We start from the raw sequence: 24,673 nt of genomic DNA, 5'->3' as shown, positions 1-24,673 counted from the left end.
ATACAGCCATTCTGTCCATCCTGCGTAGTGGCACCGGCCTAGATGAAGGACCGGACCGGTGTTACGAATAATCACCGGGCTGTATCCGTGTGATAGGCCGCGACAATATGCAGCGACTGTTCCTCCCAGTGGTCGAGGACGATGCCCGCCGAGCTAAATGTATTGCATAATTCCTCTGATACATCGACCTTGAACATGACGGGATCACACGCCGCAATCATCGTATTAGTCATGCATACCAATCGATACCGGTAAAGCGATTGCTTGATTGATACATTATCCATCAAACCCTGCTTGCAGCATTCATGTAGTGCAACGAAGTCTTTTTTGAATGACTCCAGAGCTGACCAAAAGAAAGAAACTTGCTCATGGGCCGCTTGCCGAGAGACATTCTTTGATAATCGCCGCAAGCGATCAATCAGATTAAGCAGTTGGTCCTTTTTTGTAAAAATGGGGCTTCCGTATAGACACGCGCATCCTCTGGCCAGAATATTCGGCATCCCGCTGAAGATCGATGAAGCAACATCCTCTCTGGCGTGCAGCGCTAACAAACGTAGCACATCGCGCTCCAAAGCTAAGCCTTCCAGTTGGTTGATCCGTATTAGAAGCTCCGGGCCAAACAAAAGTGTCAGCTCATGGTCGACGCCCTCTTCGTCGTCAGGACTATGCACCAACGACAAACTGCGCTCACACCATGCAGTAATTGCCCTCAGCTTTCCGACTTTCGGCTCAGCCATGCGGCTGCTGCCTTTAAGGGCCGCAATGAAGGGCTGAAGCCCCTGTGGGTGGGCTTTTCGGGATCGAACTGCCAACACGACCGAACCACCAGCTGTAAATGACCGTGGAGAGAGCCAGTTTGATAATGTACGGCTTTCTTTCCGATCGTGCGTAATTCTGTCCTGATAGAGCAAAAGCACCTCCGGCATCGAAAACCGATGAGGGATAGCGGCGACGATATAGATATCCGCATTGTTCAAGGCGTCAAGTAGAGGCTTGAGCAACCCTTGTGCCATGGCATCAGGTGTTACCGTGATTAAGCCTAGTTCAGTATTAGGCATAGTAAAAATCCCTCTTACTATAAATTTCGGCGGATGTGCTGGGAAATAGATCGGCACAACTCAAACGCCTCTTGCGGATCGATGTCATCGACGATCGAGTATAAAAACCTACGCGCCTGAGTCAACGCATCGTGGGTCATGTTCAAGCCATATTTTTTTGCAAAGCCATATATCGGAATATCCGCAGCACGGTCTGCTAGACGCACCGCGTCTAGGGTTTCCTGAAAAGATTTTCGCCATATTTTAAAATCTCTATCTGAGTTGAATCCCATATCGGTCAGAGTAGCTAGCAAGGTATGGAACTGCTTCTCGTCATCCAGAGGGACCTCTACTGAGAAAAAGTCCTGCAAGGCCTTAAAGTGAGAAATACTTGAAAAATGGTCTGCAATGATGATATCCAATGCGTATTCAACAGCACTATGGTGGAAATCAAGCAGCTTCTTCTTATTCCAGCTCTCAGGGAGAGCCGCACTATCTAAAAGTAGATTAGAGGATTTAAGTTCAGCATAAAACCCTAAATAATTTCGTGCTGAAAGCCCCATCTTGCTATAGGCCCAACCACATTTTCTTTTTTCCAGGCTAGACCAATCATACCCGTAATGAATAATCCAGTCAGCAATCAAATGGGTTTTTATTTGCCGAAACAGCGGATCCGCTTTCAGTGCACTCATACCCTCAGAGCTTGGATTTAAAATAAGTTGATAGGCCCAGTCATGGCAGTGAAAAATGTTCGGAATGAGCATCGTCAAAAATTTTTGGGTATAAATATCCGTCGATGAAAACTCTCCACTGAGTTCTGCAACATAACAATGTCCTAGCGTATCCATGGGCGTTCCTATATACGATTGGCCAATGTACGAGAGTGGACAAACTCGATGCACTCACCCAGCATAGATGTCATATCTTGATCAGATATCTGCTCCAATCCACGATCGATACAATCTCCAAGAAGCATTAATGAATGAGGGCAATGAGTCAGTCCAAACTTCTTCAGGCCTGCGAATAAAACCCAATCAGCGGTACAGTCAGCGCGGTCAACTCGCTCCTTAAAGCTTTTTAGGTCACTGCAAAATATATCGCTGGTCATATCAAATTCGTCAGCAATAAACCCTAGATGTTTAGACAGTTGTTCTGTATCTATCGCATTGACCCCTTCCTTAGTCAAGTGAAAATAATGTTCCACCGATTGCGTCCGGGAAATCCAAGTATCAATCGAATACTCGACCATCGTATGGGAAAAGCCCCGATAGGAGTCCCTCTCGAGAGCCGGATTCCGCAACCCATTACTTTCGGCACTCGAGAAGAAATCGTCATACATCTTGGCAAAGATGCCCATTTTTCTGTAAGCCCAGCCTTTTCGGGTCCGCTCTTGTCTTGGGCCATAATGAACCCACCAATCGGCTAATAGATGCGAGACTACAAGTTCTTGGCTTTCAGATCTTCGACGTGGAATAAAACATTGTTGATAACCGACGTCATGGCCACGCGCGTAATCCGGGAACGTAATATAGCCAACAGCATCGCCGTATATTTTTCGACTTTCCCAGAGCCCGCAGGCATCTGAAATAAAGCAATGTCCGGTTATGTACATAGTCTACTCCTGAACGAGCTCAAGGCTGCCAAATTCAGAGCCGATAGCCAAGCCCTTGTCTGCACGCCATCGTGGATTATAAATAGTACTTAAATAAGAGCGACCACCATCTGGGAGCAATACGAGAATACGGCTTTTAGTCCCTTTATTATTGGCGAGGTATTTTCTGGCAGCGGCCAGAATCGTCCCGGACGAGCCGCCTACAAATAGCCCTTCTTTCTGAAAGAAATCGACGGCTGACTCTACGGACTCAGCATCTGAAACCAGTATTGTTTCATCGATCAGGGATAAGTCCGCTATATCGGGTCGGAAATCCCCACCGACTCCCTCGATCCAGTAGGGTGCTGCGTCCACCTGCTCTTGCTGGAAGTGATTGACATGCGTGCTGCCTAGCGGGTCGGCAAGCACCACCCGCAGTCCCCTATTGCGCTCTTTTAGGTACGTAGCAACCCCGGTCAATGTACCTCCGGTTCCCAATCCACAAATCAGCACGTCGAGTTGGTCGCCGAAAGCATCCCAGATTTCGGGCCCCGTCGAACGATAGTGTGCTTCGACATTCGCCTGATTGCTGAACTGATCGCAAAACCATCCGTTAGATAGACTTTGAGCAATTTGTTTGGCGACATTCATAAAGTGGTGGGGAGAGGAAGGGGCTACCGCATACGGACAGATCACAACCTTCGCGCCGTAAGTGCGTAACAAATTGATCTTCTCGGCACTCATCTTGCTGCTCATGACGGCAATCAACGGATGGTTGTAGTGTGAGGCCGCCATTGCGAGGCCCATTGCGGTATTACCAGCAGTCGCCTCGACAATGACACCTCCTTTCGGCAAGGCACCGCTAGCACGTGCACACTCAACCATGTGAAACCCGATGCGGTCCTTGATTGATCCGCCAGGGTTGAGGAACTCACATTTGGCGTACAAGTTGGAATCCTTCGAACCGCTAAATTTTTTAAGCTTAAGAATTGGCGTGCGCCCCACCATACTCTTCAGATCCGAAAAGATATCCATGTTTACTCTCCGATGATCGCTGCCATTTCTTTTATCGTAATTGTCGACTTGTAATCTTCATTTATAATGCCTAAGTCATGAAGTCGATCAATCGCTTCAACCCGTGCTACCTCCTGCACCTTGTCGAATGAGGTACATTGCCAAAGCGCTATTCGTTTTAGCCATTCTCGACCTACTTTGACATGCATCAGCTCATCGGCATTGGTAAAATCGAGAGCATTAGCGGAGAGCTCGTCTCCCGACGCCTTTGCCTCGAGCGCAAAACGACGCAGGCTAGCGACTTGCTGAAGCTCTCCGAAAATGTTTATCTGGGCAAACGCTGTATAGGGTTGCATGGTTGTTCGCACATCGATACCAATCGTGCTGCAAGGAACGCAGAAAGGATCATAACCAACGCCGCTCAACCACTGATGGCCCATTTCAGAGTGACGTGCCTCGTCGGAAACCAACCGAGCCAGAAAAAGTTCGAACTCAAAGTTGCTACCTCGTAAATCGAATAGCACATTGGCAAATGTTTCGATGGCGTCAAGCTCGTCCCGTTGCGTGCGAAATGTATCCATGAATTTCATCTTTCTCTGGCTCTTCGCGGATTCCAAGCTAGGAAGATCTTCTGTTGAATAGTTTCGGCTGTTTGCAAACACTTTAAGCCTAGGGTCGCGCTGCGCCTTACGTTGGCGTACCGTTGACACGCCTTCAGTCTCCGCATCCTTCGATTGGGGGCCATCGCGCAACTCGCAAATTATCAAGTCTCTAATTTGCGAGGAAAACTTTTTAATCCAAGCGAAAGATGCACCGTTGTCTGCATAACGACATGAACCTTGAAACCATGTGCGCGCGTCGTCGAGAAAGCTGTTCGTTTCTGTCAACAAGCGGCGGGATGGCATGTCAAGAATAGGATCGCTAAAGCTAAGGTATTCGCTGATCTTGCACTGAATTAGCTGAAAATAGCCGAGATAGATTACACTGACAAACACCAGATCTGAATCTGCTTCAAGGGTAGCAGTGCACGAAGCAAAACCAGAGATATCCTGCCAGTCTTCAATCTTGGACTTCTCGACCCTAAGCTCGGTTAATCTTGTACGAATTTTATCAACCGCCAAGGAGCAACTATAAAGATGATGAGCCGTTTCAATTTCCAACTCGTAGGAACGAATTGCCACTAGCGAGCCGGCAATAATATGACTAGCTCGCCTGAGTAGCGTTAAAATATTAAGGAGATTTTCCGTAGCTTGAGCGACGCTGTATTCAGCATGCATACAACGTCCGGATTTCTCGAAGGCAATCTGAAAAGATTCAGAAGATAACTCCGCGAGCATCTCATTTATAGTTATTGCGTTAACTTCGTGACGCACATTATATGATTTCACAAGACACCTCTCTTATTGATTCCACGAGTCGTCCGGCGAGACACATTGCAGCATTCCGTGATTCCAGTCCGACCGAGATCCTAATGTATAAGGGTGCATCGGGCTGGTTCAGTTGACTCCCCTCGTAACAACGAATTGAAGTTCTCCTCCAGCCGAAGCCAGAGCGAATATCAACACTCCCTCCTCGGCGTAGGCTGAAATCCCTCCAGCTATTGACCACCGCACGATGGCGCTCAACTAACTCGGGCGCGAAATTATCTCGGCCGGCACTCGACCTGAGCGCTAAGAAAATCAGACAACCATTAATGTCTGACTCATGGGAGGAGTCATCAAGATAATCACGGCCTAAAACTCGAAATAGTGAGAGCGACGACTTCACCTGAGCTAACTCATTTGCAAACAATCGCACGTTTCTCCTGTGAATCTCCATTCGGTAACCTACGCAAGCTATATCTGAATGACGGATAAAATTGAACGCTCGCTCCTGTAGATTTTGACCTGAAAACCTAGCGATCTTGCGACAGACATTGATGTTTGAGGCCTGACCAAAAATCAACCCAGCGCTAATGCTATTAGTCACAAACTTTGAAAGACTTGCCAAGTAAATCACGTCGCCAGGGTATTTTAGTGAAATAGCCTCACTAGGAAAACCAACAATAGTTTGATCGCAAATCATAATCGGCACGTTCGCGCCGAAGTCCACTTGAGAGAAATCAGGAAGTAACGCTGGTGTCGGGCAGTTTGTCGCAACTTCCACCATTAATAACTTTGGCGATAAGTCTTTTAACGCATCTTCAAAGGCAGATATATTCAAGAAGTCAATGCTATGAACCTGACAGCCGGTCACACCTGAAAAGTGCTCCAGCACCTCATTGGTTTCAAAGTAGGAGCTTTTACCTACTAGCACGTGATCTGAAGACTTCAATCCAATAGCGCTCATGGCCACTGATATAGCCGACATCCCGCTATTGAGTAGGAGGGCAGATTGCACATTTAATTCATCTGCGAAAGTTGATTCGAGGCGCCGTCGCGAACCATGCTCGTATATGTCCCAGATAGTATTTTCGCTTTTACCGCACTCCTGGTCCCGGACGTCTTGCCAGTATTCCGCCATGGAGGAATAACAAGTCGCAATGGTTGCCTGCGCATTTAGGGCATTGGCATAGGCAGCTGCAGCTTTTTCGTACTCTGCCCAAAGCATTTCCTCGTCAGAAAGATCGACGACAGTGGCTTGCCTTTGTTCACCCCAATATTTATCGTAAATGCTGCGCATGTGCTCATTCAATGCGAGCAATAATGATGAGTTCTGCGCGAGGCATACACGGGGTTCTCGTAGCTCTGCAATCATCAGACGATAAAGTTCCGACAAATAAGTTATGCTAATATCCTTGCTCATGCATACATCCGGCGATTAGTTAACGAATGGAAGGGTCGCCCAATTTGGCACGAATCTCGTTCTTAATTTTTTTGTAGTCCATCTCACCGACCAGTGGATCGAAATCATAAGGAAATACTTTATTCAAATGGCTATAGTGCACCACTACTGCCTCGACATTTTCTACTTCTAATTTCTTGAATATATCAGCGCTAATATACCCCGCCACATGGAGTGGAATATTTTTGCTGGCGGCAATCTTGATGCAATGCCTCAACAAAGTCATGACCGAACCCGGAACTTCATCAGCTGACAATCTATCTCGGGCAACGCCCAAACAAAGGCTACGCAAGTCGTTCAGGCCTACAACAAATAATTGGGCAGAAGTAAATTCTGCTAGATCAAGTGCCATTGCGGGTGTTTCGATCATTGCACCTATTTTGTTGGGAAATCCTAACTCTCGTATGCGCGCGGCAAGCGCTTCGAACTGAGCGACCGATGTGACATAAGAAATAATCACATGTACATTAGGATTCTGTTTTGCGCATTCGATCAGCATAGTCACTTCAAGGTCGAACGTTTGCGGTATCTCCAAGGCCCGCCCTGCTCCGCGTAGCCCCATCATCGGACTCTTTTCGTATAGCGCGATATCGCATCCTTCAAAAGTATTCACTTCACTGCTTTCCATATCGATAATTCGATACCAAATCTCTTTATCTTTTGTATGCTCACCCAGAGCAGAAATGTAGCTTCGAATTTTTTCTCGCACCCTTTGACAAGTAATATAATCACCAAATAATCGACACAGGTATTCTCCACGAATAAGCCCAATGCCTGCCATCTGTGAAATAACGTGCTGATCGACCAATTCGCCGTTCAATCCTAAATAGCGCTCAGTCATTTACTCGCAACCATGACCGTGTGTGAAAGAGGAATGCCTGGGACTTGAGTGGATCGCTCAACGACGTCTACGCGGCTGAACCCGAACTCGTAAAAAATTACGGTCCATTCCTCTTCGCGTAAATGCGCACCCGGCGAACCGAGGCTTGTTTGATTTAGGCATGTATTGAAAAACAGATCAACAAAGACCTGGTACTCGGCGTCGTATACCTCGTCAATGCAGTTCTCAATGATTACTAACTTTTTTTGCGTCTTATCTGCGGCTGCGCGAATTAAGTCTCGCGGGAACAGCTCATGATGCAGTACAGTGGACAGCACGATCGTATCGGGATCGAGACCTTCGAGGCTAGCGTCCGCTGAGCCAAAAGGGAGAATTCTATTAAACCAAGGCCGCCATGGGTTGAGCACGTCCTTCTGGCGCTCCACCAAATATGTTGGTTGCCCTGTCCTCTTTTCTAACTCGATCGCCAATGCGCCATCACCACAAAGCAGATCCATCGTCACCCCTTCTACGTAAGGAGCAATCAGTCTGGCGAGATACGTAGAGCGAGCATTATTCAGGACCTCGTTCCAACTATCACGTAGCCCGGTTTTATGAAGTTCGTCGCGAAGGTGCGACAACGCAACTTGCGGAGATTGCGCAAAGCGGAAAAAAAACTCGTTCTCGACTCTGTTCAGAACACAGTCAGGAGCGCCCAAGGTTTTCAATATGGGAAAAAACCGCTCGCTAATTTTCGCCTCTAGACTTGAACAGACACTTTTCCTGAGACAATTATCCATCGAGTTCACCTATCATACTTTGGGCTAAGGAAACTCCTTTGAGCAGCTTTTTTTCGACAAAAACTTTCAAGCTTTCAGATGAAACGTCTTCAGGTATCTGTACAGACAAGTAGAACGATAGAAACTCCGGAACGTCCATTGCTCTCAACTTGGGCAAACGCCATTTCCATCTGTCACAGCTAGCTTTGCCGAGAAAAATCTGTGCATCTGCCAAACTGTTCAGGAAATAACATAATTTTAAGTACGCACTTTCGTTGTCATTAGCCTTTAGGCTTCGTTTAGTACCCTTAACAAAGTCCTCGCTCTCCATGAGATGAAAGAGAGCATTCCATGAGAAGAATGCGTTCTCATCAAAACGAGCTTTTATCGAGACGAAACCCGACTCATTAAAAAAGGGCTCGCCGATTCTGAATCGGTGTAATATCTCAACGGCCTTGTCGCGAGGCACATGGCCTAATGAGCGATAATTCTCATGAAGAGATTGACGGTTGATTGGCTTGAGGCAATCCAGAGAGTCAAACAGCTTTAGTAAATTATCCTTATCATGGAATTCAACATCAAATGACACACCCTCGACGCTGATGTATTGAATGCCAAAATTATAATTATACTGGTCATTTTTCCTTTCACTATCAAAATCCGCAGCTCGTCGCCTCAGTGAATCTGCAGTTGTTAATATATAGATATCAAAGTCGGAATCCTGGTCACCGAGCCCGTCGAATAGAGATCCGCTGGCATAACCAATATCATCCGGCGCCAATTCGAGCACGTGGCTCAATTGCTCGATAGCATGTTTTATTTTTGGATTTTGAAAAAGTTCATGGATCATGCTGAACTTCCTTCTCTGGGCTTATTCAAGCCTGTGGCCGATTTCATCAGGCTCAGTTGTTGGCGATTTTTCTCGGACACGTCTTTCCCCTTTCCCGCCCGATGTAGCGTTCCAAAAAAACCGGCCCAATCGCTCTCGGAAAACGAACCGAAGGCATCAATGGCGTTCGATTGGCAAGCGGAAGCTTCATATAGGCGGGCATCCACCGGCACGCATTGAATTAGCGGAGTATGAGTGCGAAAAATTATAGGCTCATTCTCTTTACGCAGCTTTATGACGGTAATAAGCGGGCCATGCCACTTTTCACTTTCGATGACTCCCTCTATAACCTCATACGTGTTTTTTTGGAGGTGGTTTATCGGACCTCTTATTTGCAACGCAATATTCTTTGGGCTCCTCACTGAATAACCCAGCCAGATCTGAATGCAGCGTTCTTCTGGTAACGCTGTTAAAAATGGAGGCGAAGCGCCTTGATGTTCAGGCACTCTGGAATCAACAAGATTAGCCATGCCGGGAAGTTGCGCACTTTCCAGGATATACCACTCAGCTAAAGCACCATAGCTCCAAAGAATTCTATCGTCCTTAAGAAGGACCGCAAAATCCATAGGGGGATAAAACAACCATCCTATTTTGGATGCCATTTTTACGGGACGGCAGTACCGCAGCGCTCTTGCACTAAGGGCATGCTCGGCGAATCCAGCCTTAAGAGGATCTGGGGCATCGGGATAAATCCTACAAAGATCAAATTGTGGCATTTCATCTCCCCGCAGGCGTTAAGATACAGGCAATGTGTCTCCCTTTCCGAAGAAAGGGAGACACCCCGATTTTATTTAACTTTGTCGGCAATGCCGCCGCCGCCACCTACGGAAACATAGCGCTTGTCCGCTACATCCGATGGTACGACGAGGTTAGTTACAACACTCTCGCCAAATGGGGTTTTGACGAGTTCATGGGCTTCAGCTTTCGCATTTTCAACACGGTTTCCAGCTGTATTCTCAGTCATGATTTTACTCCTGAATGTTACTTGATTTGGTTTCCGACAGGCATATTGCTTGCTGCCGATCTGAAATCTAGCCAAGTTAAAAGAGATGTCAAATAAAAATTTACTTGTGGAACACAACTGCTGATCTTGCTCACTCGCCTGGGTTTACAAGTTCTTGATTTTTGCTCTTTTTTTCAAGGTGACGGTATATATAGCGTCAGAGTGCCAGCACATGAAATTCCAGAGTGCTATTACTACTGACTTCAGAGTGCCAGTACGTATGATTTCAGATTGCTAGTACATTGCTAGTACATGTAATTTAGGACTGAATACATAAAAAATTTGACCACGATCTTTTCCTCGTCTACCTTTTTTAGCGAAGGAAGAGTGGGCCAATTGGGTTAGTTTTTATAACGGCCTGCGATGCACCTTTCAGATCGGTCAGATCAATTGTTGTGGCGCGCTTCGTAGGTATCTCAGGTATCAAGCACTACTTGGAGCAACGAACATGAGGTCTAGATGTGACTGCCCACGCACCTTCCATCAATGGCGGCATGACGCTCTTCTGCAGCCTCTAATGAGCTTTGCGACTGCCTTTGATGACACGGATACACTTCCAATGCATCCTATCATTCGAGAATTTCAAACTCGTCGGCTTGCAGCTGAACTCCGACCCCATCAGATGCTTTTTTCAAGGTCTTACCACTCAGAGCACTCTCCATCATCACGATCATCAATCTCACTCGAACGATCAGCCAGCTGGCTGGGGATGGATACAAATTATTGTGGATGTCATGTGCTTTAACCAGATTTCTTATCCCCCCGGTGTAAATATTTATTAAGTGAGCTTGAAATGTGCGCTCTGAGAACAGGCCTACTAGGTAAAGAGCAATTCGCTGCGATGAGTGTGTATGCATACCCGGGCTTACCAGGTGTTTAGTATCCGGAAAGATAAGATATATGATTTCCCAGCAGGGGTTATACACTTATGAACAAAAAGAACCACCTCTACGCCTATGCTTTTTTTTCTCGTGCCAGTGGACAAATCATTGGCGCGTATTTCGTACTTTATCTCTCCCATGTCACGCAGAGTAGCCTGGTCATTTCACTGCTGCTGGCCCTGCCCATCTTGGTTCAGTTAACGGTGGGCAATCTGCTCGGCGCGCTGACAAAACGATTAGGCGCAGCACACACATGTAGTTCCGGAATGTTTTTCCATGCGTTGAGTTATTTGGTTCTGGTGTCGACACCCTCGCTTTTTCTGACGACTACAAGTCGCCTGTTGACTGGCGCCGGTAGCTCATTAGGCCGGACTGTAGATTTATTGATTACCAGCATCAGCCGTAATCTCGACTTGGCAGTAGAGATGTCCAAGTATAATGCAGCACGGTCTTTTGGTGCTTGCCTTGCACCAGTATTGGGTTCTGCAATCACTTTGGCGCTTCCCATAGAACCTCTTGGCTACCGTGTTATTTTTGCATGTTCTACTCTATTCTGTCTTGTTTCGCTATTTTTTTTGATCTCCTTCATTTCCGCGAACAGTTATCAGATTGCCCTAGATGCTGGGGAAAATAGTCATGAAGATGTTCGTAAATGGCGGCTTTCCGAACGAATTTTCTTCAGTAATAGTTCCTTTTACCTGATTCTTGTGTTAATGCTTATAATTATTGTTAATGAAGGTTTTTATCGGACTTTTCCGTTATGGCTGAAGGATATACCTGGGTGGAAGGATGAGTATTTCGGCGCCTTTGGCGCAGCACGCGCGCTATTGAGTATAGGGTTTCTCTTCTGGATTTCGCCAGCGATTAACGCACGCTACAAGCAGTACCTCAACCAACTAAACATCGCCGCAATCGTGTTACTTCTACTAACGTTTTTCATGATGCAAGGCTCAAGCGCCGTTGTAATTACTATATCGATTACTCTAAACTCCCTTCTCTTTGCTTTCGTAACCAACAACCTTTACTCGTCGTTTCTGACCTCAATTCCCAGCAGTGGGCGTGGGCCTGTGTTCTCAACCTATCTAAGCCTAAGCATGCTTGCCCAAGCGTCAGGCCCGTTTTTTGTCAGCGGGCTTGTGCCCGATAAAAGTCTGATTCCCTTGGTCTCCTCTCTGATCACTATGTTGACATTGATCTGTTCGTTCAGATTAATGTATGTACGGAAGTCGGAGGATGATTATGGACGGTAATCTTAGCTCGATGCTCGTTCGTCACCTTGAGTGCACCCCTAAGGCGGACCTTCTGATCAGATCGTCGCCATTGACAGGAAAAACCGAAGCCGTAGATGCAGCGCGTAACTGGGCTACTTCAAATCCACAAATCGACGTGGTTAGCCTGTCGGCACACCATAAATCATTTGCCCTGATACACAGCCAAATACGGCGCACTGCTGAGCGCGTCAAAAAACGACATACAATTTTCGTGATCGATGACGTTCATTTGCTGAACGCGAGTCAGCTTGGACGCATATCGCTGATTTCTAAAAAGGCTTTTCATGTCAGCATCATCGGGCTCGGCCTGCCCATCGAGCCTCTTACCGATATTTCTAGATCTTGCATCCTTTTCGATTTGATTAATGAGTATAGGTCATCGTGCGGATTAATGACTCAACAAAGGCTGCCCTCACTCGATCAGTTAGCTCTACGTCATACTCACTATATGGCTCGCCAGCTGGAAATGACTCATTGTGGAGAGCATGGTCTGACTCCGGTCGATCGAGTTTTGCAGGTCTTGCCCGAGGCGAAACATGTCCGAGAATGTATCGCCAGAGGACTGGGTGCGCCTTGCGAGATATTGGAGCGTTGGCTGGGTAGCCTTAATCATTACAACAATATCCGTGTGGCCGAGACCAATGCTTGTGGTCTGGCTCAGGTTTGGCGTTGGACAGTTTCTTTCGAGAGCGGGTCACCGAAAGTCACTGCCCATGTATTCGTTACTTACATCACATGTTCAATAGGAGAATGAGTCAATGCATCAGCAGACCGATGTGACAGGGATGACTATGTTGCGTGCATACATTGAGATGGAGCCCTTCAGTGGTTCACTTGCCGAGCCGGATGAGACTTACTTTCACCGCACACGTGTGGAAGGGGTACACGCACTTCTGACAGGCAACACCACAAGTGCCTCCGAACTGGCGGACAGTATTTGGGCTAGGCAGAAACAGGCGACGGAGTTATTGTCCCGCATCTCCGAAGAAAAGGGGCTGCCACTCATCTTGACCAAGGGCGCCTATTACACCCTTGGCGTACATCAAAATCATGTTATGGGCCGACGTGGAGACATTGACGTTTACATCGATCGAGAGCACTGGCCGGTTTGGCAGTCAGCTTTGGCTGAGTTCGGTTATGAAGAAAGTAAAATGGATACGCACACTGGCCAGTTAATCGCTCTGACCGACGCAGAACGCGCGATGGCGTACGCCCGAGACACTGTCCAAATTGCGAAAGTAGCGAAAGCGTTTTCGTTCACGCCGGACCAAGCACTTCTGAATTACAGGAATCAGCATACCAACGCATATATTCACCCGACGTTTGTAAGTCCGACTTACTCTAATATAATCGTGGCCATAAACTTTCACCACTCTTTAGTCGCCGGTCTACCCGCCCAACGTTTTTTCAGTGAGTCGAAGGTGCCGCACAGCAATCTCCATTGTTTAAGACCTGCCGATGCACTTTGGCATAGCATATTACTATACTATCTGGACGTATCGTTGAAACTTTCTACCAAGCTCACCCCCCTATTTGATATCGCGAAACTAGCCAAAGAGTCGAATATCGACTGGGATGCTTTTCAGGCAATGATTAGGGAACTCGATATCTACAAACCATTCTTCTACACGATGGCCAGCATTAATCTGATATGTAGCACTCAAGTTTTCCCACAGTTCATAATACGCTCACTCGGCGACCAAGCTTCTCGCCGTTTCGATTATGGCTATCAAATCCATAAGTTGTTTTACGTTCCTGAATCCGAGCCGCAGTTTACGACTAGGACGTGACCTTGAATTATTCTGCGGTTCCTTTCGGAAAATCAGGTCCGGCTCGCGAGTCGCTCGTTCAACTTATAAAAGGCCGCGGCTTTTTCAACGTGCGCTGGGTTTTTGACCGGAGTTGCAGGGTCGTTATGCAATACATCGGCAACCGAGTCAGCACATCCTTTAGATAAGCGTACGGATCATTAGATTTCATGGTAAGTGTCTGCACAACACACCTTTGGGTTAGCATACGGGATGCTTCATCGTGTATCACCTAATCCAGCACCGTTTGAATAAGATTGCGAGGCGTCATGGCAGCACACCATTTCCCCTTTGCAGTTGCTTAGGCTCTGTCGCTTGGGACGTAAGCGTCCAGCAAAATACCTTCCCAACGCCTGCGTAGCGGACATGAGTGCATAGCTAAATAAAGGCGTCATCTGTCGACCGAAGGCGACTGGACTACCAATCGCCGAGGGTAGATTTTTCGCATATGCAGCTAGCGAAGCGCACGACATTCAAGATCCTTGAGGTCGGTATGATCTACCAACTGCTTGCGCATAGGCACGCATGCCAATTGGTGCTCGTAGGGAGAGTTGTAAATAGCTTGGGCGCTTGCGGTGAAGCCACAGCGCTGATAACAATTTTTAGCATTCAGCGTGGCTTCAAGGTGGATCTTAGCAACACCCGCCTTTCGTGCTAGATGCTCAAGATGAGTGACCATCTTTTTACCTATGCCTTGCCCCATGAACTTTGGTAACACGAAGACTGCCTCCAGCTCCCCGCTCTGGAGATTTAGAAGTCACGATATTTCCTGACTCTAACTTCCAATACTCTTCGCTATCGGTCTCAATTACATCCAAGACCTGCCCTTCAACCACGTCAATTAGAATAATACCTGATTGCTGAGACACAACGATAAATGAGGGCACATCAGCATCACTAGCCGGACCAAGCGTGGTGAGTTCATACCCCAAATATCCGGTATGATTCACGAGGGCCTTTTTTATTACATCTGCGACCTGAAAGTGGAATGGCCGGTTCTCAATCGCTAATGAGCCAGATAAGAAAGAGAATTTTTTCCATGATTTCCTACTCATCTCGAGATTTTCTGTTTGCCAGCAACGGCCACGAGAGGTTGTCGGCAGTTCGTAGTAGCCTACGTGGACTAAGCGTAGGACGATTTCATGCGTGATGATAGGCCTTTGACGTCCAAAGGGGTCTTAGGACTAAGGAATCGATCGTAGAACACGCTTTGATGTCAGGTTGCTCTTATAGGCCACTGTGGCTGTGGCCATCGATGGTGATTGCTTCCTGACCACTCGCTAACTGAACAGCTCCAATGACTTGAATGAATCATCAAAACTATAGCTGTTCGACGCGACACACTCGGTACATCTACGGTACGCTGACCAGCTACTGCATATTTAGCTAAACTATGCTAGACACCACGTACGACAGGGCCTCCAGCTATGCCAACCTACGTTCAGCTACGAACGATTTATCTAGGTATACACGGTCGCTCAGCAACTCATAATCCTTTGGTCCACGGTTCGAGTCCGTGTGGGCCCACCATACTCAGAGCCGCGCATTGCGCGGCTTTGGTGTTTCTGGTGAGGCCCTCTCAGATACAGCCCTGTAGTGGTCTAGTGATTCCGGACACTCAATCAGGCGAGAATATCGCCAGATAGAAGTGTCTGATTACCACTACAGTCGCCTGCATGACAGGGGCAGGTCCGCTTTTGCGCTCTCCCCTATCGCGGCCTCTCCCGGTGCGGTTCAGGTTCAAGCCCGCTTGGGCAACTTCCAGTTAGGCCGGATGAAGTGGCAGGTATAACCGTTCGGTATCCGCTCCAGATAATCCTGATGCTCCGGCTCCGCCTCCCAGAACTCTCTGGCGGGCTCGATTTGCGTGACCACACGCCCCGGCCACAGCTTGGAGGCGTCCACGTCAGCTGCGGTATCTTCGGCAATATCCCTTTGCTGTTCACTCAGGTAGTAAATCGCCGAACGATAGCTTGGCCCAAGATCATTGCCCTGCCGGTTAGGCGTGCTCGGATCATGGATCTGGAAAAAGAACTCAAGAATCTGCCGGTAGCTGATCACCGCCGGGTCAAACACGATCTCAATCGCTTCGGCATGATTGCCGTGGTTGCGGTAGGTGGCGTTCGGTACGTCACCACCGGTGTAGCCGACTCGCGTATGCAGCACGCCGGGGTAGCGTCGCAACAAATCTTGCATGCCCCAGAAGCAGCCGCCGGCAAGGATGGCGGTTTCGGTTGGGTTGGTCATGGTCTGTCCTTGCGGTTTATGGAGACAGGGATAGTTATGGGGTGATGCCGGGCAATACCAAGCCGGATGCAGTAAAAAACAGGATCGTGTTGCGGAACGAGTAAACGTCCTACAGAAGCCTTGGCGCCTTGCTCCGTTGCCTGCAGTTGCGTCAGAATCCGCTGGCTTGAGCGCTTGAGTCAGCGTTTCCAAGGTGGCTCGGTCGCTGACAACTCAGTGATCGGGTTTAGTTGACCCACTGCACACCTGCCAACCAAACAACTATAAGCCCACCCCCGCGAAACCTCCCCACTCATCGACCCTCTCAATCACCCGATCAAAACATCCGATTAGCCATCTTCCGAAACATTCCGTAACGTTGTTTCCCGGTGCGACAGATGCGCGCACCGCTTGAGCTTTTATTCCCCATGCTCAGCCCACGACCACGCACGAGCCCACCATGTCTTTGAACACCCCGCAGCAAATCGCTGAAATCGCCGTCGAAAGCGGCGTCAAGAAGGCCCACTTGGGCCTGTCGTCGTTGATGATCCTGGGCTTTCTGGCAGGGGCTTTCATTGCCCTCGGGTTTCTTCTCGATATTCATGTCAGCACCATGATCCCTCACGAGTGGGCGTCGCTGGGCAATCTGCTTGGCGCTGTGGTGTTCCCGGTCGGGCTGATTCTGGTGGTGCTGGCTGGCGGTGAGTTGCTCACCGGCAACATGATGAGCCTGCCCATGGCGCTGTTCGCCGGGCGTATCGGTCTGGGTCAGTTGGTGCGTAACTGGGTGCTGGTGACGCTGGCCAACCTGATCGGTGCGCTGTTCGTCGCCTATTGTTTCGGCCATGTGGTGGGGCTGACTGAAGGCGCCTTCATGGCCAAGACTGTGGCCATCGCCAATGCCAAGGTCGGGGCCAGCTTCGAACAGGCCTTCATCTCGGGTATTGGCTGCAATTGGCTGGTGTGCCTGGCGGTGTGGCTCAGCTACGCGAGCAAGGACGTGATCGGTAAAGTGGTCGGCATGTGGTTTCCGGTGATGGCATTCGTCGCGATCGGCTTTCAGCACATTGTCGCCAACATGTTCGTCATTCCTGCAGCGATCTTCGCTGGCGCCTTGAGTTGGGCGCAGTTCGGCGAGAATTTCGTTCCGGTATTTTTGGGTAACGCAGTGGGCGGCGCGGTGTTCGTCGGCCTGGCCTATCATTTGGCCTTTTCCAATGCGGCAACCCGACCGGCTGAGCTGTCCAGGACCAGCGGCGCGCAAACACCGGAATAATCCGGTCCAACGCCATACAGACGATGCGGCGATAAGAGATGACGACCGCAGAGCGAAAAGCTCTGCGGGGGTGAGTGTCAATACGGCTCAACAGCCACAAACCCTAATAGCGGAGAGCACCGCCTGAGCTCAGAGTACGATCAATCAAGGTGCCGTGCGCCGCTGAGTCGATTGCGCGTATCGGATTACACGCGCGTCAAAGCACACGCCACAATGTCTCCCGCGTTGCAGGACTGAACGTCATCGATTGACGATCCACGACACGCCTCAGCCCTTCGCCAATTTCAATGTCCGGCATAAGACCAAAGCCGTGTTTCCTGAACCACGGCCCGTTCCACAGCGGCTCGCGGAAGGTCGTCAGGCTCACGGCCTGAACCCGAAGGGCCTGCGCATGCGTCACAACGGAGGACAGCAGAGTCTTACCCACGCCACTGCCTGAAGCACGAGGAACGACGGAGATATTGTCCAGATACAACAAACCATCGAGTGGCCGCATGGCGGCGTACCCGATGACCTCATGAGTGTTCTGGTCAACAGCAACGACAACGCGGCAGGCTTCGAATCTGTCTGCACTCAGCGGAGGGAGGTCGGCGACATGTGCCAGAGAGGAAATGGTTTTATAGCGATCACGGGCCAGCGCCGAGAGGCGCCTCAAGTCCGGTAGATCGCTATCTTTCGACAGGCGCAGGTCGAACGCCACCGAGCCTCTCATGCTAATTACCGTAACGGCTCAGGAAAATAGCCGCCCGTTTTGTTACCACGGGCAAAGAGCTCAGATCGATGGTTTCGTTTTCACTGTGCGCACCTTCACCCCAGGCACCTAGCCCGTCCAGGCTTGCGGTTACATAGTTGTTCACATAGGAAATGTCAGCTCCGCCTCTTTCCGCTGACGGTGCCGATTTCAGAACAGGCCCGTCGAGATCCTGGCTGACCTGGCTGTAGGCTTCCAGTAGCTTGTGATTGCTCTCACGATCAGCCATGACCGGCATGATGGCTTTGATTTTCACATCGCTGTTGGTCAGAGGCAGCGGGTAACTGGCTATTTCTTTCAGCTGGTTTTCCGCGGAGACTCTCTGAGCCTCACTGCTGAACCGCAAATCGCCATGCACAGAAGAAATCCGGGCAACCGTTGTCTTTCTTCCAGAAGCAGTACCTTGTCCACTGGCGACATCTTCGACCGCTGTAGAGCCACCCAGAATGAGTCCCGGATTGATGGTCAGGCCTTGCTCATTCGAAAGCTTCCGACGAATCTCATCAAGCACTCGAGCCGACTCATACACTGCCCCGAAACCGGTTTCAGGCTGAAAAATAGTCGCTGAATGTTTGTCTACGCCGGTGCTGGTCAAAAACCACTCGCTCAATCCCCTGCGCTCGGTGATCAACTGGTTGGGCGACAAGGCGAATTCGAAACCCAGCGCAATGTCGCTTCTTTTGGCTTCGGCGATCAGCCATTCTCTGGAGATCTCCGTCGGTTTGGCCGCCAGCTCTTCATCACCGATCAGGACCACCGAGATATTCATGTTCTCCAGCGCGCCGGTGTGTTTCAGCGCCTGCAAGGCGTAGAGCATCGTGACCATGCCGCCTTTGTCATCGATGACGCCAGGGCCCTTGGCTTTTTTACCGCCCTCAAGGTAGGTGAATTTCTGGAAACTGCTTGTTTCAGGAAAAACCGTGTCCAGATGGCCTATCAGTAGAATTCGTTTCGCAGACTTATTGCCATCGTGGATCGCAACAAGGCTACCCGCATGATTCATTCCTGCAGGCAGGTCGTGCCAGGTTGTCTCGAAGCCAAGCGCCTCCAGCTCCGGCTTCATCAAATTACCCACTTTGACGACGCCCTCAACATTATCAGTACCACTGTTGATGTTGACGAGTTTTTCAAGCAAAGCGATCTGCTCGGCGCTGTGGCTATCGACATAGGACGCCATGCTTTGCTCATCATGTGCCGTTCCTGCAGATACACCAGTGCAGAAAAACAGAATCAGGAGCGAGGGGAGAAGACTTTTCATGCTGGATAGCGTCCGCTTTTGTGGTGTCGAGCCAGTGTGCCCAAGAACCCGTCAGATTATCCATGACGGGCGCTATTGTGGCGTCCTGAGTGGCAGGAAGCCGGGCAAGGTTCCTTGAGCGACGCCAAAAAAGAGGGATATCAGAAGCTGAGACTTTCCAGTCTCTGAAAGCAAGTCTGGAAGATAAGTCGACGATGCTGCTCGTGCTGATCGGCAACAATCCCCACCCATCTCCCGTCAAATGTGGCTTACTGGGAAATACCACCATCCAATCAGGGATCTCTTCCCTACCCTCGCGGTCTCTTTACGCATGACGAATTCGCGCTCTGCTTTCATACCCTCCTGGCTTCGCCCTGTTCTGCGTCCTTTGCTGGACCCGTATCGCCGTTATCGGCATGCGCGGCTGATCCACGCGGCGCGGATTGCGGTGGGCTTGCTGGTGACTATCCTGTTGACCACCGGCCTCAACCTGCCCCATGGCGAGTGGGCGTCGGTGACCATGCTGATCGTGATCGGCGGTTTGCAGCATCACGGCAATATCGGCAAGAAGTCGGTCGAACGTGCCTATGGAACGTTGATCGGTGCCGGCCTCGGTCTGATCGTGGTGGTCCAGCAGGGCTATCTGGAAATGCCGTTGCTGACCTACGCAATGATGTCGGTGATGTGCGGCTTCTTCGCCTATCACGCCATCGGCAAAGGCGGTTACACCGCGCTGCTGTCGGCGATCACGCTGTTCATCGTTGCCGGTCATGGTTACAACCCGATCAGTGACGGGCTGTGGCGTACCGTCGATATTCTGATTGGTATCGCGCTGGCCCTGGCGTTCTCCTTCGCCCTGCCGCTGTATGCGGTGTTTTCCTGGCGCTACAACCTGGCCAGCGGCTTGCGTGACTGCGCCAAGGTGTACGGGCGCATCGTCCAGGGCCAGCCGGTTACCGCCGATGAGCATTTGAAACTGACCGCCAGGCTCAACGGCACGATGCTGCAATTGCGCTCGCTGCTGCCGTCGGTGTCCAAGGAAGTGAAGATGTCCATGGTCGAGCTGGACGCCATTCAGGGCCACTTCCGCATGTGCCTGAGCACCCTGGAGATTCTCGCCAATATTCGCCCTGCGAATCTGAATCAACTTGCCGACGAGACGCTCAAGGCATCGCTGGACGCTGACTACCGCCAGATTCGCCGGCAACTGATCGGCATGGCCCGCGCCCTGCAAACCGGGGCCACCGAACGTCTGGCACGCACGACCGAAACACCTGAGACACCTGCAGTGAAGGCCGTGATTCCTACCGAGTTGAAGGGCTACCACTTGATGACCCAGCAGTTGGCGCTCAACCTCGACGGCCTGCAGGCGCGTCTGGCCAAGACCGCCAAACGCTGGAAGTTTTAAGGAACCGCCCGTGCCCGATACCCGCCCGCCTGTGCTGGATGAAATCGATCGCCAGCTGATTGCCGCGCTGCAAATCAACGCGCGCGAAAGCGTCGCCATGCTCGCCCGGCAACTGGGCATCGCCCGCACCACCGTCACCTCGCGGCTCGCGCGCCTGGAAAGCAGCAAAGTGATTACCGGTTACGGCGTGCGCCTTGGCCAGCGCGTGGTCAGTGGCGGGTTGCAGGCGTATGTCGGCATCACCGTGCAACCCCGCTCGGGCAAGGAAGTGGTGCGGCGCCTCAGTGCCATGGCGCAGGTTCAGCAACTCTGTGCGGTGAGCGGCGAGTTCGATTATGTCGCCTGGCTGCGCACGGATTCTCCCGAGCAACTGGACCAGTTACTCGACCTGATCGGCAGCGTGGAGGGTGTCGAGAAGACCACCACATCGATCATCCTCAGCAGCAAGATCGATCGCGGCCAGCCGGTGTAACTGGTTACTCGATCAAACAGCCATACAAACCGACCAGCAGATTCGTCACTTAGCCCAAACAAACAGCATATCGACGACACTTTGCGTCTTATTAACGTGCCCGCCCTTCTCTAGACTGTTGTTTTTCGCCGTTGCCCATCAAGGTCCGTCATGAAGAACAACCGTCACCCCGCCAACGGCAAAAAGCCGATCACCATGTTCGGCCCCGACTTCCCCTTCGCCTTCGATGACTGGATCGAGCACCCGAAAGGCCTGGGCAGCATTCCCGTGGAGAACCACGGCGCTGAAGTGGCAATTATCGGTGCCGGGATAGCCGGTCTGGTGGCGGCCTACGAATTGATGAAGATGGGCCTCAAGCCGGTGGTGTACGAAGCCTCGAAAATGGGTGGCCGCCTGCGCTCGCAGGAGTTCGAAGGCGCCAAAGGCATCGTGGCCGAACTGGGCGGCATGCGCTTTCCGGTGTCCTCGACGGCGTTCTTTCATTACGTCGACAAGCTGGGCCTTGAGTCCAGGCCGTTCCCCAACCCGCTGACCGCGGCGTCTGGCAGCACCGTTATCGACCTGGAAGGCACCACCTACTACGCACAGATGCTCTCGGACCTGCCGGCGCTGTTTCAGGAAGTCGCCGACGCCTGGGCCGACGCACTGGAAAGCGGCTCGCAATTCGGCGACATCCAGCAGGCCATCCGCGACCGCGATGTGCCGCGTCTTAAGGAGCTGTGGAACAAGCTGGTGCCGTTATGGGACGACCGCACGTTCTATGATTTTGTCGCGACTTCCAAGGCCTTCGCCAAGCTGTCTTTCTTTCACCGCGAAGTATTCGGCCAGGTGGGCTTCGGCACGGGCGGCTGGGATTCGGACTTCCCCAACTCGATGCTGGAAATCTTCCGTGTGGTGATGACCAACTGCGATGAACACCAGCACCTGATCGTCGGCGGCGTGCAGCAAGTGCCGGTCGGCTTGTGGAGCCATGTACCCGAACATTGCGCGCACTGGCCCAAGGGCACCAGCCTGTCGTCGTTGCACCGCGGTGCACCACGTCCCGGCGTGAAGCGCATTGCGCGCGCCGAGGATGGCAGTTTTGCGGTGACCGACAATTGGGGCGACACCCGGCAGTACGCCGCTGTGCTGACCACCTGCCAGAGCTGGCTGCTGACCACGCAGATCGAGTGCGAAGAGTCGCTGTTCTCGCAGAAGATGTGGATGGCCCTGGACCGCACCCGCTACATGCAGTCGTCAAAGACCTTCGTGATGGTCGACCGCCCGTTCTGGAAGGACAAAGACCCGGAAACCGGCCGCGACCTGATGAGCATGACCCTCACCGACCGGCTGACCCGTGGCACGTACCTGTTCGATAACGGCGACGACAAGCCAGGCGTGATCTGCCTGTCCTACTCGTGGATGAGCGATGCACTGAAGATGCTCCCGCAGCCCATCGAGAAGCGGGTGAAGCTGGCGCTGGATGCCTTGAAGAAGATCTACCCGAAAGTGGACATCGCAGCGCGGATCATCGGTGATCCGATTACCGTGTCATGGGAAGCTGATCCGCACTTCCTGGGTGCGTTCAAGGGTGCGCTGCCGGGCCATTACCGCTATAACCAGCGCATGTACGCGCACTTCATGCAGCAGGATATGCCCAGCGAACAGCGCGGCATGTTCATCGCCGGCGACGATGTCTCCTGGACACCGGCGTGGGTCGAAGGCGCTGTGCAGACCTCACTGAACGCCGTGTGGGGGATCATGAACCACTTCGGCGGCAAGACTCACGCCGAGAACCCCGGCCCCGGTGATGTGTTCCACGAAATCGGCCCGATTGCACTGGGCGACTGACAGAAGGAAAACCCCATGCGCGTTGCGCTGTATCAATGCCCACCATTGCCGCTGGATGTCAGCGGCAACCTGACTCGCCTGGAACAGCAGGCTCAGGCCGCCGCCAAGCAAGGGGCACAGGTGCTGATCTGTCCGGAAATGTTCCTCAGCGGCTACAACATCGGCGCTCAGGCTGTCGGTGAGCTGGCGCAGGCGCAGGACGGTCCGGCAGCGACGCGCATTGCCGCCATCGCGCAGGCCAGCGGCATTGCGATCCTCTACGGCTATCCGGAGCGCGCGGGCGATGGGCAGATCTACAACGCCGTGCAGTTGATCGACAGCCAGGGCACGCGCCTGTGCAACTACCGCAAAACGCACCTGTTCAGCGAGCTGGACAAGTCGATGTTCGTCGCAGGCGACGATCATTACCCGGTGGTCGAATTGAATGGCTGGCGCCTGGGCCTGCTGATTTGCTACGACGTGGAATTCCCCGAAAATACCCGTCGGCTGGCCCTGGCCGGGGCCGAATTGATTCTGGTCCCCACCGCGAACATGCTGCCTTACGATTTCGTCTGCGACGTGACGGTTCGGGCGCGGGCTTTCGAGAATCACTGCTACGTGGTGTACGCCAACTACTGCGGCAGCGAGGGCGCGATTCGTTACTGCGGGCTCAGCAGCATCTGCGCACCGGACGGCAGCCGCCCGTTGCTGGCAGGTCAGGACGAAGCACTGCTGGTCGGCACGCTGGACAAGATACTGCTGGCCCAGGCCAGAACCGCGAACGACTACTTCGTGGATCGCCGCCCGGCGCTTTATACGTCGCTGACTTGATCAGATTAGCCGGATGGATAATTCCCACGCAGGAGCGTGCGGAATAATCCTATAACTATCGTGCCCACGCTCCGCGACCATCGTCATACACAAGCCCGCTTTTGATTCTGGCCGGAGCCCGTAGCGAACTTGTTCGCGAAGACGGTCGCATCAGGCGATGCATTTTCGGAAAGCTTGACGGCCCCTTCGCGGACAAGTCCGCTCCTACGCCCGTTGGGCAGAATCAAAAACGGCCTTCTGCCCGAGGAGTAGGAGCGAACTTGTTCGCGAAGACGGTCGTTCTGGCGATGCATGTTCGAAGGCTTGGCGACCCCTTCGCGGACAAGTCCGCTCCTACGCCCGTTGGGCAGAATCAAAAGCGGCCTCCTGCCCGAGGGGTAGGAGCGAACTTGTTCGCGAAGACGGTCGCTCAGGCGATGCATGTCCGGAAAGCTTGGCGACCCCTTCGCGGACAAGTCCGCTCCTACGCCCGTTGGGCAGAATCAAAACGGTCTCCTGCCCGAGGGGTAGGGGCGAACTTGTTCGCGAAGACGGTCGCTCAGGCGATGCGTTGTCGGAAAGCTTGGCGGCCCCTTCGCGGACAAGTCCGCTCCTACGCCCGTTGGGCAGAATCAAAAACGGCCTTCTGCCCGAGGAGTAGGAGCGAACTTGTTCGCGAAGACGGTCGCTCAGGCGATGCGTTGTCGGAAAGCTTGGCGGCCCCTTCGCGGACAAGTCCGCTCCTACGCCCGTTGGGCAGAATCAAAA

General features: G+C 51.6%; 24 protein-coding genes. 8 read left to right on the top strand and 16 right to left on the bottom strand.

Annotated elements, in window-relative coordinates; genetic code table 11:
- Positions 1–71: 71 nt before the first annotated feature.
- The 11 genes from KBY08_RS22555 to KBY08_RS22505 form a co-directional block, all read right to left on the bottom strand.
- Positions 72–1,058, bottom strand: a complete 987-nt coding sequence (locus tag KBY08_RS22555; protein ID WP_111522379.1) for a hypothetical protein — start codon at positions 1,056–1,058, stop codon at positions 72–74.
- A 17-nt stretch (positions 1,059–1,075) separates the two neighbouring features.
- Complete coding sequence (locus KBY08_RS22550) at positions 1,076–1,885, bottom strand: hypothetical protein (RefSeq protein ID WP_111522380.1); 810 nt, start codon at positions 1,883–1,885, stop codon at positions 1,076–1,078.
- An 8-nt stretch (positions 1,886–1,893) separates the two neighbouring features.
- Positions 1,894–2,649 (bottom strand): hypothetical protein, encoded by a 756-nt coding sequence (locus tag KBY08_RS22545; RefSeq protein ID WP_146258849.1) that lies wholly within the window; start codon positions 2,647–2,649, stop codon positions 1,894–1,896.
- 3 nt (positions 2,650–2,652) lie between these two features.
- A complete protein-coding gene (locus KBY08_RS22540) occupies positions 2,653–3,663 on the bottom strand; it encodes a PLP-dependent cysteine synthase family protein (RefSeq protein WP_111522382.1) in 1,011 nt (336 codons plus the stop codon).
- A 2-nt stretch (positions 3,664–3,665) separates the two neighbouring features.
- Positions 3,666–4,919: a hypothetical protein gene (locus tag KBY08_RS22535; RefSeq protein ID WP_146258850.1), complete on the bottom strand. Its 1,254-nt coding sequence runs from the start codon at positions 4,917–4,919 to the stop codon at positions 3,666–3,668.
- A gap of 97 nt (positions 4,920–5,016) precedes the next feature.
- Positions 5,017–6,426 carry a PLP-dependent transferase gene (locus KBY08_RS22530; protein ID WP_111522384.1) on the bottom strand — a complete coding sequence of 470 codons (1,410 nt, stop codon included), beginning with the start codon at positions 6,424–6,426 and terminating at the stop codon, positions 5,017–5,019.
- A 19-nt stretch (positions 6,427–6,445) separates the two neighbouring features.
- The gene (locus tag KBY08_RS22525) at positions 6,446–7,306 is read right to left on the bottom strand and encodes a putative PEP-binding protein (protein WP_055006130.1); all 861 of its coding nucleotides are present in this window, start codon (positions 7,304–7,306) and stop codon (positions 6,446–6,448) included.
- Positions 7,303–8,085 carry a hypothetical protein gene (locus tag KBY08_RS22520; protein ID WP_111522385.1) on the bottom strand — a complete coding sequence of 261 codons (783 nt, stop codon included), beginning with the start codon at positions 8,083–8,085 and terminating at the stop codon, positions 7,303–7,305. The genes KBY08_RS22525 and KBY08_RS22520 overlap by 4 nt, the downstream gene beginning before the upstream one ends.
- Entirely contained in the window at positions 8,078–8,914 is an 837-nt protein-coding gene (locus KBY08_RS22515; RefSeq protein ID WP_111522386.1) for a hypothetical protein, read from the bottom strand. Before KBY08_RS22515 ends, KBY08_RS22520 begins: the two co-directional genes overlap by 8 nt.
- Positions 8,911–9,669 carry a hypothetical protein gene (locus KBY08_RS22510; RefSeq protein WP_146258851.1) on the bottom strand — a complete coding sequence of 253 codons (759 nt, stop codon included), beginning with the start codon at positions 9,667–9,669 and terminating at the stop codon, positions 8,911–8,913. Before KBY08_RS22510 ends, KBY08_RS22515 begins: the two co-directional genes overlap by 4 nt.
- A 71-nt stretch (positions 9,670–9,740) precedes the next feature.
- Positions 9,741–9,917 carry a hypothetical protein gene (locus KBY08_RS22505; RefSeq protein ID WP_158506061.1) on the bottom strand — a complete coding sequence of 59 codons (177 nt, stop codon included), beginning with the start codon at positions 9,915–9,917 and terminating at the stop codon, positions 9,741–9,743.
- 967 nt (positions 9,918–10,884) lie between these two features.
- On the opposite strand from KBY08_RS22505, the gene KBY08_RS22500 reads away from it, so the two are divergent.
- Genes KBY08_RS22500 through KBY08_RS22490 form a run of 3 tightly spaced genes read left to right on the top strand, consistent with a single transcriptional unit; the run spans position 10,885 to position 13,898 of the window.
- Complete coding sequence (locus KBY08_RS22500; RefSeq protein ID WP_111522389.1) at positions 10,885–12,087, top strand: MFS transporter; 1,203 nt, start codon at positions 10,885–10,887, stop codon at positions 12,085–12,087.
- Positions 12,077–12,862: a CAP domain-containing protein gene (locus KBY08_RS22495; protein ID WP_158527653.1), complete on the top strand. Its 786-nt coding sequence runs from the start codon at positions 12,077–12,079 to the stop codon at positions 12,860–12,862. Before KBY08_RS22500 ends, KBY08_RS22495 begins: the two co-directional genes overlap by 11 nt.
- Before the next feature lie 4 nt (positions 12,863–12,866).
- Positions 12,867–13,898, top strand: coding sequence for a nucleotidyltransferase family protein (locus KBY08_RS22490; protein WP_111522391.1), 1,032 nt, complete (start codon positions 12,867–12,869; stop codon positions 13,896–13,898).
- Positions 13,899–14,370: 472 nt separating this feature from the next.
- Here the strand turns inward: KBY08_RS22490 and KBY08_RS22485 are convergent, their stop codons facing one another.
- The 3 genes from KBY08_RS22485 to msrA all read right to left on the bottom strand — a co-directional run bounded on the left by KBY08_RS22485 (position 14,371) and on the right by msrA (position 16,163).
- The gene (locus KBY08_RS22485; RefSeq protein ID WP_240875734.1) at positions 14,371–14,619 is read right to left on the bottom strand and encodes a GNAT family N-acetyltransferase; all 249 of its coding nucleotides are present in this window, start codon (positions 14,617–14,619) and stop codon (positions 14,371–14,373) included.
- Positions 14,600–14,971 (bottom strand): hypothetical protein, encoded by a 372-nt coding sequence (locus KBY08_RS22480; RefSeq protein ID WP_146258852.1) that lies wholly within the window; start codon positions 14,969–14,971, stop codon positions 14,600–14,602. The genes KBY08_RS22485 and KBY08_RS22480 overlap by 20 nt, the downstream gene beginning before the upstream one ends.
- A 685-nt stretch (positions 14,972–15,656) precedes the next feature.
- On the bottom strand, positions 15,657–16,163 hold the full coding sequence (msrA, locus tag KBY08_RS22475) for a peptide-methionine (S)-S-oxide reductase MsrA (RefSeq protein WP_024693084.1): 507 nt from the start codon (positions 16,161–16,163) through the stop codon (positions 15,657–15,659).
- Between the two features lie 439 nt (positions 16,164–16,602).
- Between msrA and KBY08_RS22470 the strand changes: the two genes are divergently transcribed.
- On the top strand, positions 16,603–17,418 hold the full coding sequence (locus tag KBY08_RS22470; RefSeq protein ID WP_032657883.1) for a formate/nitrite transporter family protein: 816 nt from the start codon (positions 16,603–16,605) through the stop codon (positions 17,416–17,418).
- Between the two features lie 196 nt (positions 17,419–17,614).
- Here KBY08_RS22470 and KBY08_RS22465 read toward each other — a convergent pair whose 3' ends face one another.
- The gene (locus KBY08_RS22465) at positions 17,615–18,118 is read right to left on the bottom strand and encodes a GNAT family N-acetyltransferase (protein ID WP_032619925.1); all 504 of its coding nucleotides are present in this window, start codon (positions 18,116–18,118) and stop codon (positions 17,615–17,617) included.
- Between the two features lie 13 nt (positions 18,119–18,131).
- Positions 18,132–19,427 (bottom strand): M20 family metallopeptidase, encoded by a 1,296-nt coding sequence (locus tag KBY08_RS22460; protein ID WP_111522392.1) that lies wholly within the window; start codon positions 19,425–19,427, stop codon positions 18,132–18,134.
- A gap of 310 nt (positions 19,428–19,737) precedes the next feature.
- On the opposite strand from KBY08_RS22460, the gene KBY08_RS22455 reads away from it, so the two are divergent.
- The 4 genes from KBY08_RS22455 (at position 19,738) to KBY08_RS22440 (ending at position 23,926) form a co-directional block, all read left to right on the top strand.
- Positions 19,738–20,814 (top strand): FUSC family protein, encoded by a 1,077-nt coding sequence (locus KBY08_RS22455; RefSeq protein ID WP_011269160.1) that lies wholly within the window; start codon positions 19,738–19,740, stop codon positions 20,812–20,814.
- A gap of 10 nt (positions 20,815–20,824) precedes the next feature.
- Complete coding sequence (locus KBY08_RS22450) at positions 20,825–21,286, top strand: Lrp/AsnC family transcriptional regulator (RefSeq protein WP_003402109.1); 462 nt, start codon at positions 20,825–20,827, stop codon at positions 21,284–21,286.
- A 150-nt stretch (positions 21,287–21,436) separates the two neighbouring features.
- Positions 21,437–23,116 (top strand): flavin monoamine oxidase family protein, encoded by a 1,680-nt coding sequence (locus KBY08_RS22445; protein ID WP_003341224.1) that lies wholly within the window; start codon positions 21,437–21,439, stop codon positions 23,114–23,116.
- A gap of 15 nt (positions 23,117–23,131) precedes the next feature.
- Positions 23,132–23,926, top strand: coding sequence for a carbon-nitrogen hydrolase family protein (locus KBY08_RS22440; protein WP_111522393.1), 795 nt, complete (start codon positions 23,132–23,134; stop codon positions 23,924–23,926).
- The last annotated feature ends 747 nt before the right edge of the window (positions 23,927–24,673 follow it).

Origin of the sequence: Pseudomonas sp. P135, from assembly GCF_020312125.1 — a bacterium.
Classification (GTDB): domain Bacteria; phylum Pseudomonadota; class Gammaproteobacteria; order Pseudomonadales; family Pseudomonadaceae; genus Aquipseudomonas; species Aquipseudomonas fragariae.
Note: the sequence above shows the minus strand (reverse complement) of the source record. Positions and strands in the feature narration are given on the sequence as shown.

Bases quoted from the DNA above. Each gene is read 5' to 3' on its own strand.
- KBY08_RS22540 (WP_111522382.1), bottom strand. From the start codon at position 3,663: ATGGATATCTTTTCGGATCTGAAGAGTATGGTGGGGCGCACGCCAATT.
- KBY08_RS22455 (WP_011269160.1), top strand. From the start codon at position 19,738: ATGACGAATTCGCGCTCTGCTTTCATACCCTCCTGGCTTCGCCCTGTT.
- KBY08_RS22505 (WP_158506061.1), bottom strand. From the start codon at position 9,917: ATGACTGAGAATACAGCTGGAAACCGTGTTGAAAATGCGAAAGCTGAA.
- KBY08_RS22500 (WP_111522389.1), top strand. From the start codon at position 10,885: ATGAACAAAAAGAACCACCTCTACGCCTATGCTTTTTTTTCTCGTGCC.
- KBY08_RS22515 (WP_111522386.1), bottom strand. From the start codon at position 8,914: ATGATCCATGAACTTTTTCAAAATCCAAAAATAAAACATGCTATCGAG.
- KBY08_RS22535 (WP_146258850.1), bottom strand. From the start codon at position 4,919: ATGCATGCTGAATACAGCGTCGCTCAAGCTACGGAAAATCTCCTTAAT.
- KBY08_RS22510 (WP_146258851.1), bottom strand. From the start codon at position 9,669: ATGCCACAATTTGATCTTTGTAGGATTTATCCCGATGCCCCAGATCCT.
- KBY08_RS22440 (WP_111522393.1), top strand. From the start codon at position 23,132: ATGCGCGTTGCGCTGTATCAATGCCCACCATTGCCGCTGGATGTCAGC.
- KBY08_RS22490 (WP_111522391.1), top strand. From the start codon at position 12,867: ATGCATCAGCAGACCGATGTGACAGGGATGACTATGTTGCGTGCATAC.
- KBY08_RS22555 (WP_111522379.1), bottom strand. From the start codon at position 1,058: ATGCCTAATACTGAACTAGGCTTAATCACGGTAACACCTGATGCCATG.
- KBY08_RS22550 (WP_111522380.1), bottom strand. From the start codon at position 1,885: ATGGATACGCTAGGACATTGTTATGTTGCAGAACTCAGTGGAGAGTTT.
- msrA (WP_024693084.1), bottom strand. From the start codon at position 16,163: ATGACCAACCCAACCGAAACCGCCATCCTTGCCGGCGGCTGCTTCTGG.
- KBY08_RS22520 (WP_111522385.1), bottom strand. From the start codon at position 8,085: ATGGATAATTGTCTCAGGAAAAGTGTCTGTTCAAGTCTAGAGGCGAAA.
- KBY08_RS22530 (WP_111522384.1), bottom strand. From the start codon at position 6,426: ATGAGCAAGGATATTAGCATAACTTATTTGTCGGAACTTTATCGTCTG.
- KBY08_RS22495 (WP_158527653.1), top strand. From the start codon at position 12,077: ATGGACGGTAATCTTAGCTCGATGCTCGTTCGTCACCTTGAGTGCACC.
- KBY08_RS22485 (WP_240875734.1), bottom strand. From the start codon at position 14,619: ATGGGGCAAGGCATAGGTAAAAAGATGGTCACTCATCTTGAGCATCTA.
- KBY08_RS22460 (WP_111522392.1), bottom strand. From the start codon at position 19,427: ATGAAAAGTCTTCTCCCCTCGCTCCTGATTCTGTTTTTCTGCACTGGT.
- KBY08_RS22470 (WP_032657883.1), top strand. From the start codon at position 16,603: ATGTCTTTGAACACCCCGCAGCAAATCGCTGAAATCGCCGTCGAAAGC.
- KBY08_RS22480 (WP_146258852.1), bottom strand. From the start codon at position 14,971: ATGAGTAGGAAATCATGGAAAAAATTCTCTTTCTTATCTGGCTCATTA.
- KBY08_RS22445 (WP_003341224.1), top strand. From the start codon at position 21,437: ATGAAGAACAACCGTCACCCCGCCAACGGCAAAAAGCCGATCACCATG.
- KBY08_RS22525 (WP_055006130.1), bottom strand. From the start codon at position 7,306: ATGACTGAGCGCTATTTAGGATTGAACGGCGAATTGGTCGATCAGCAC.
- KBY08_RS22545 (WP_146258849.1), bottom strand. From the start codon at position 2,649: ATGTACATAACCGGACATTGCTTTATTTCAGATGCCTGCGGGCTCTGG.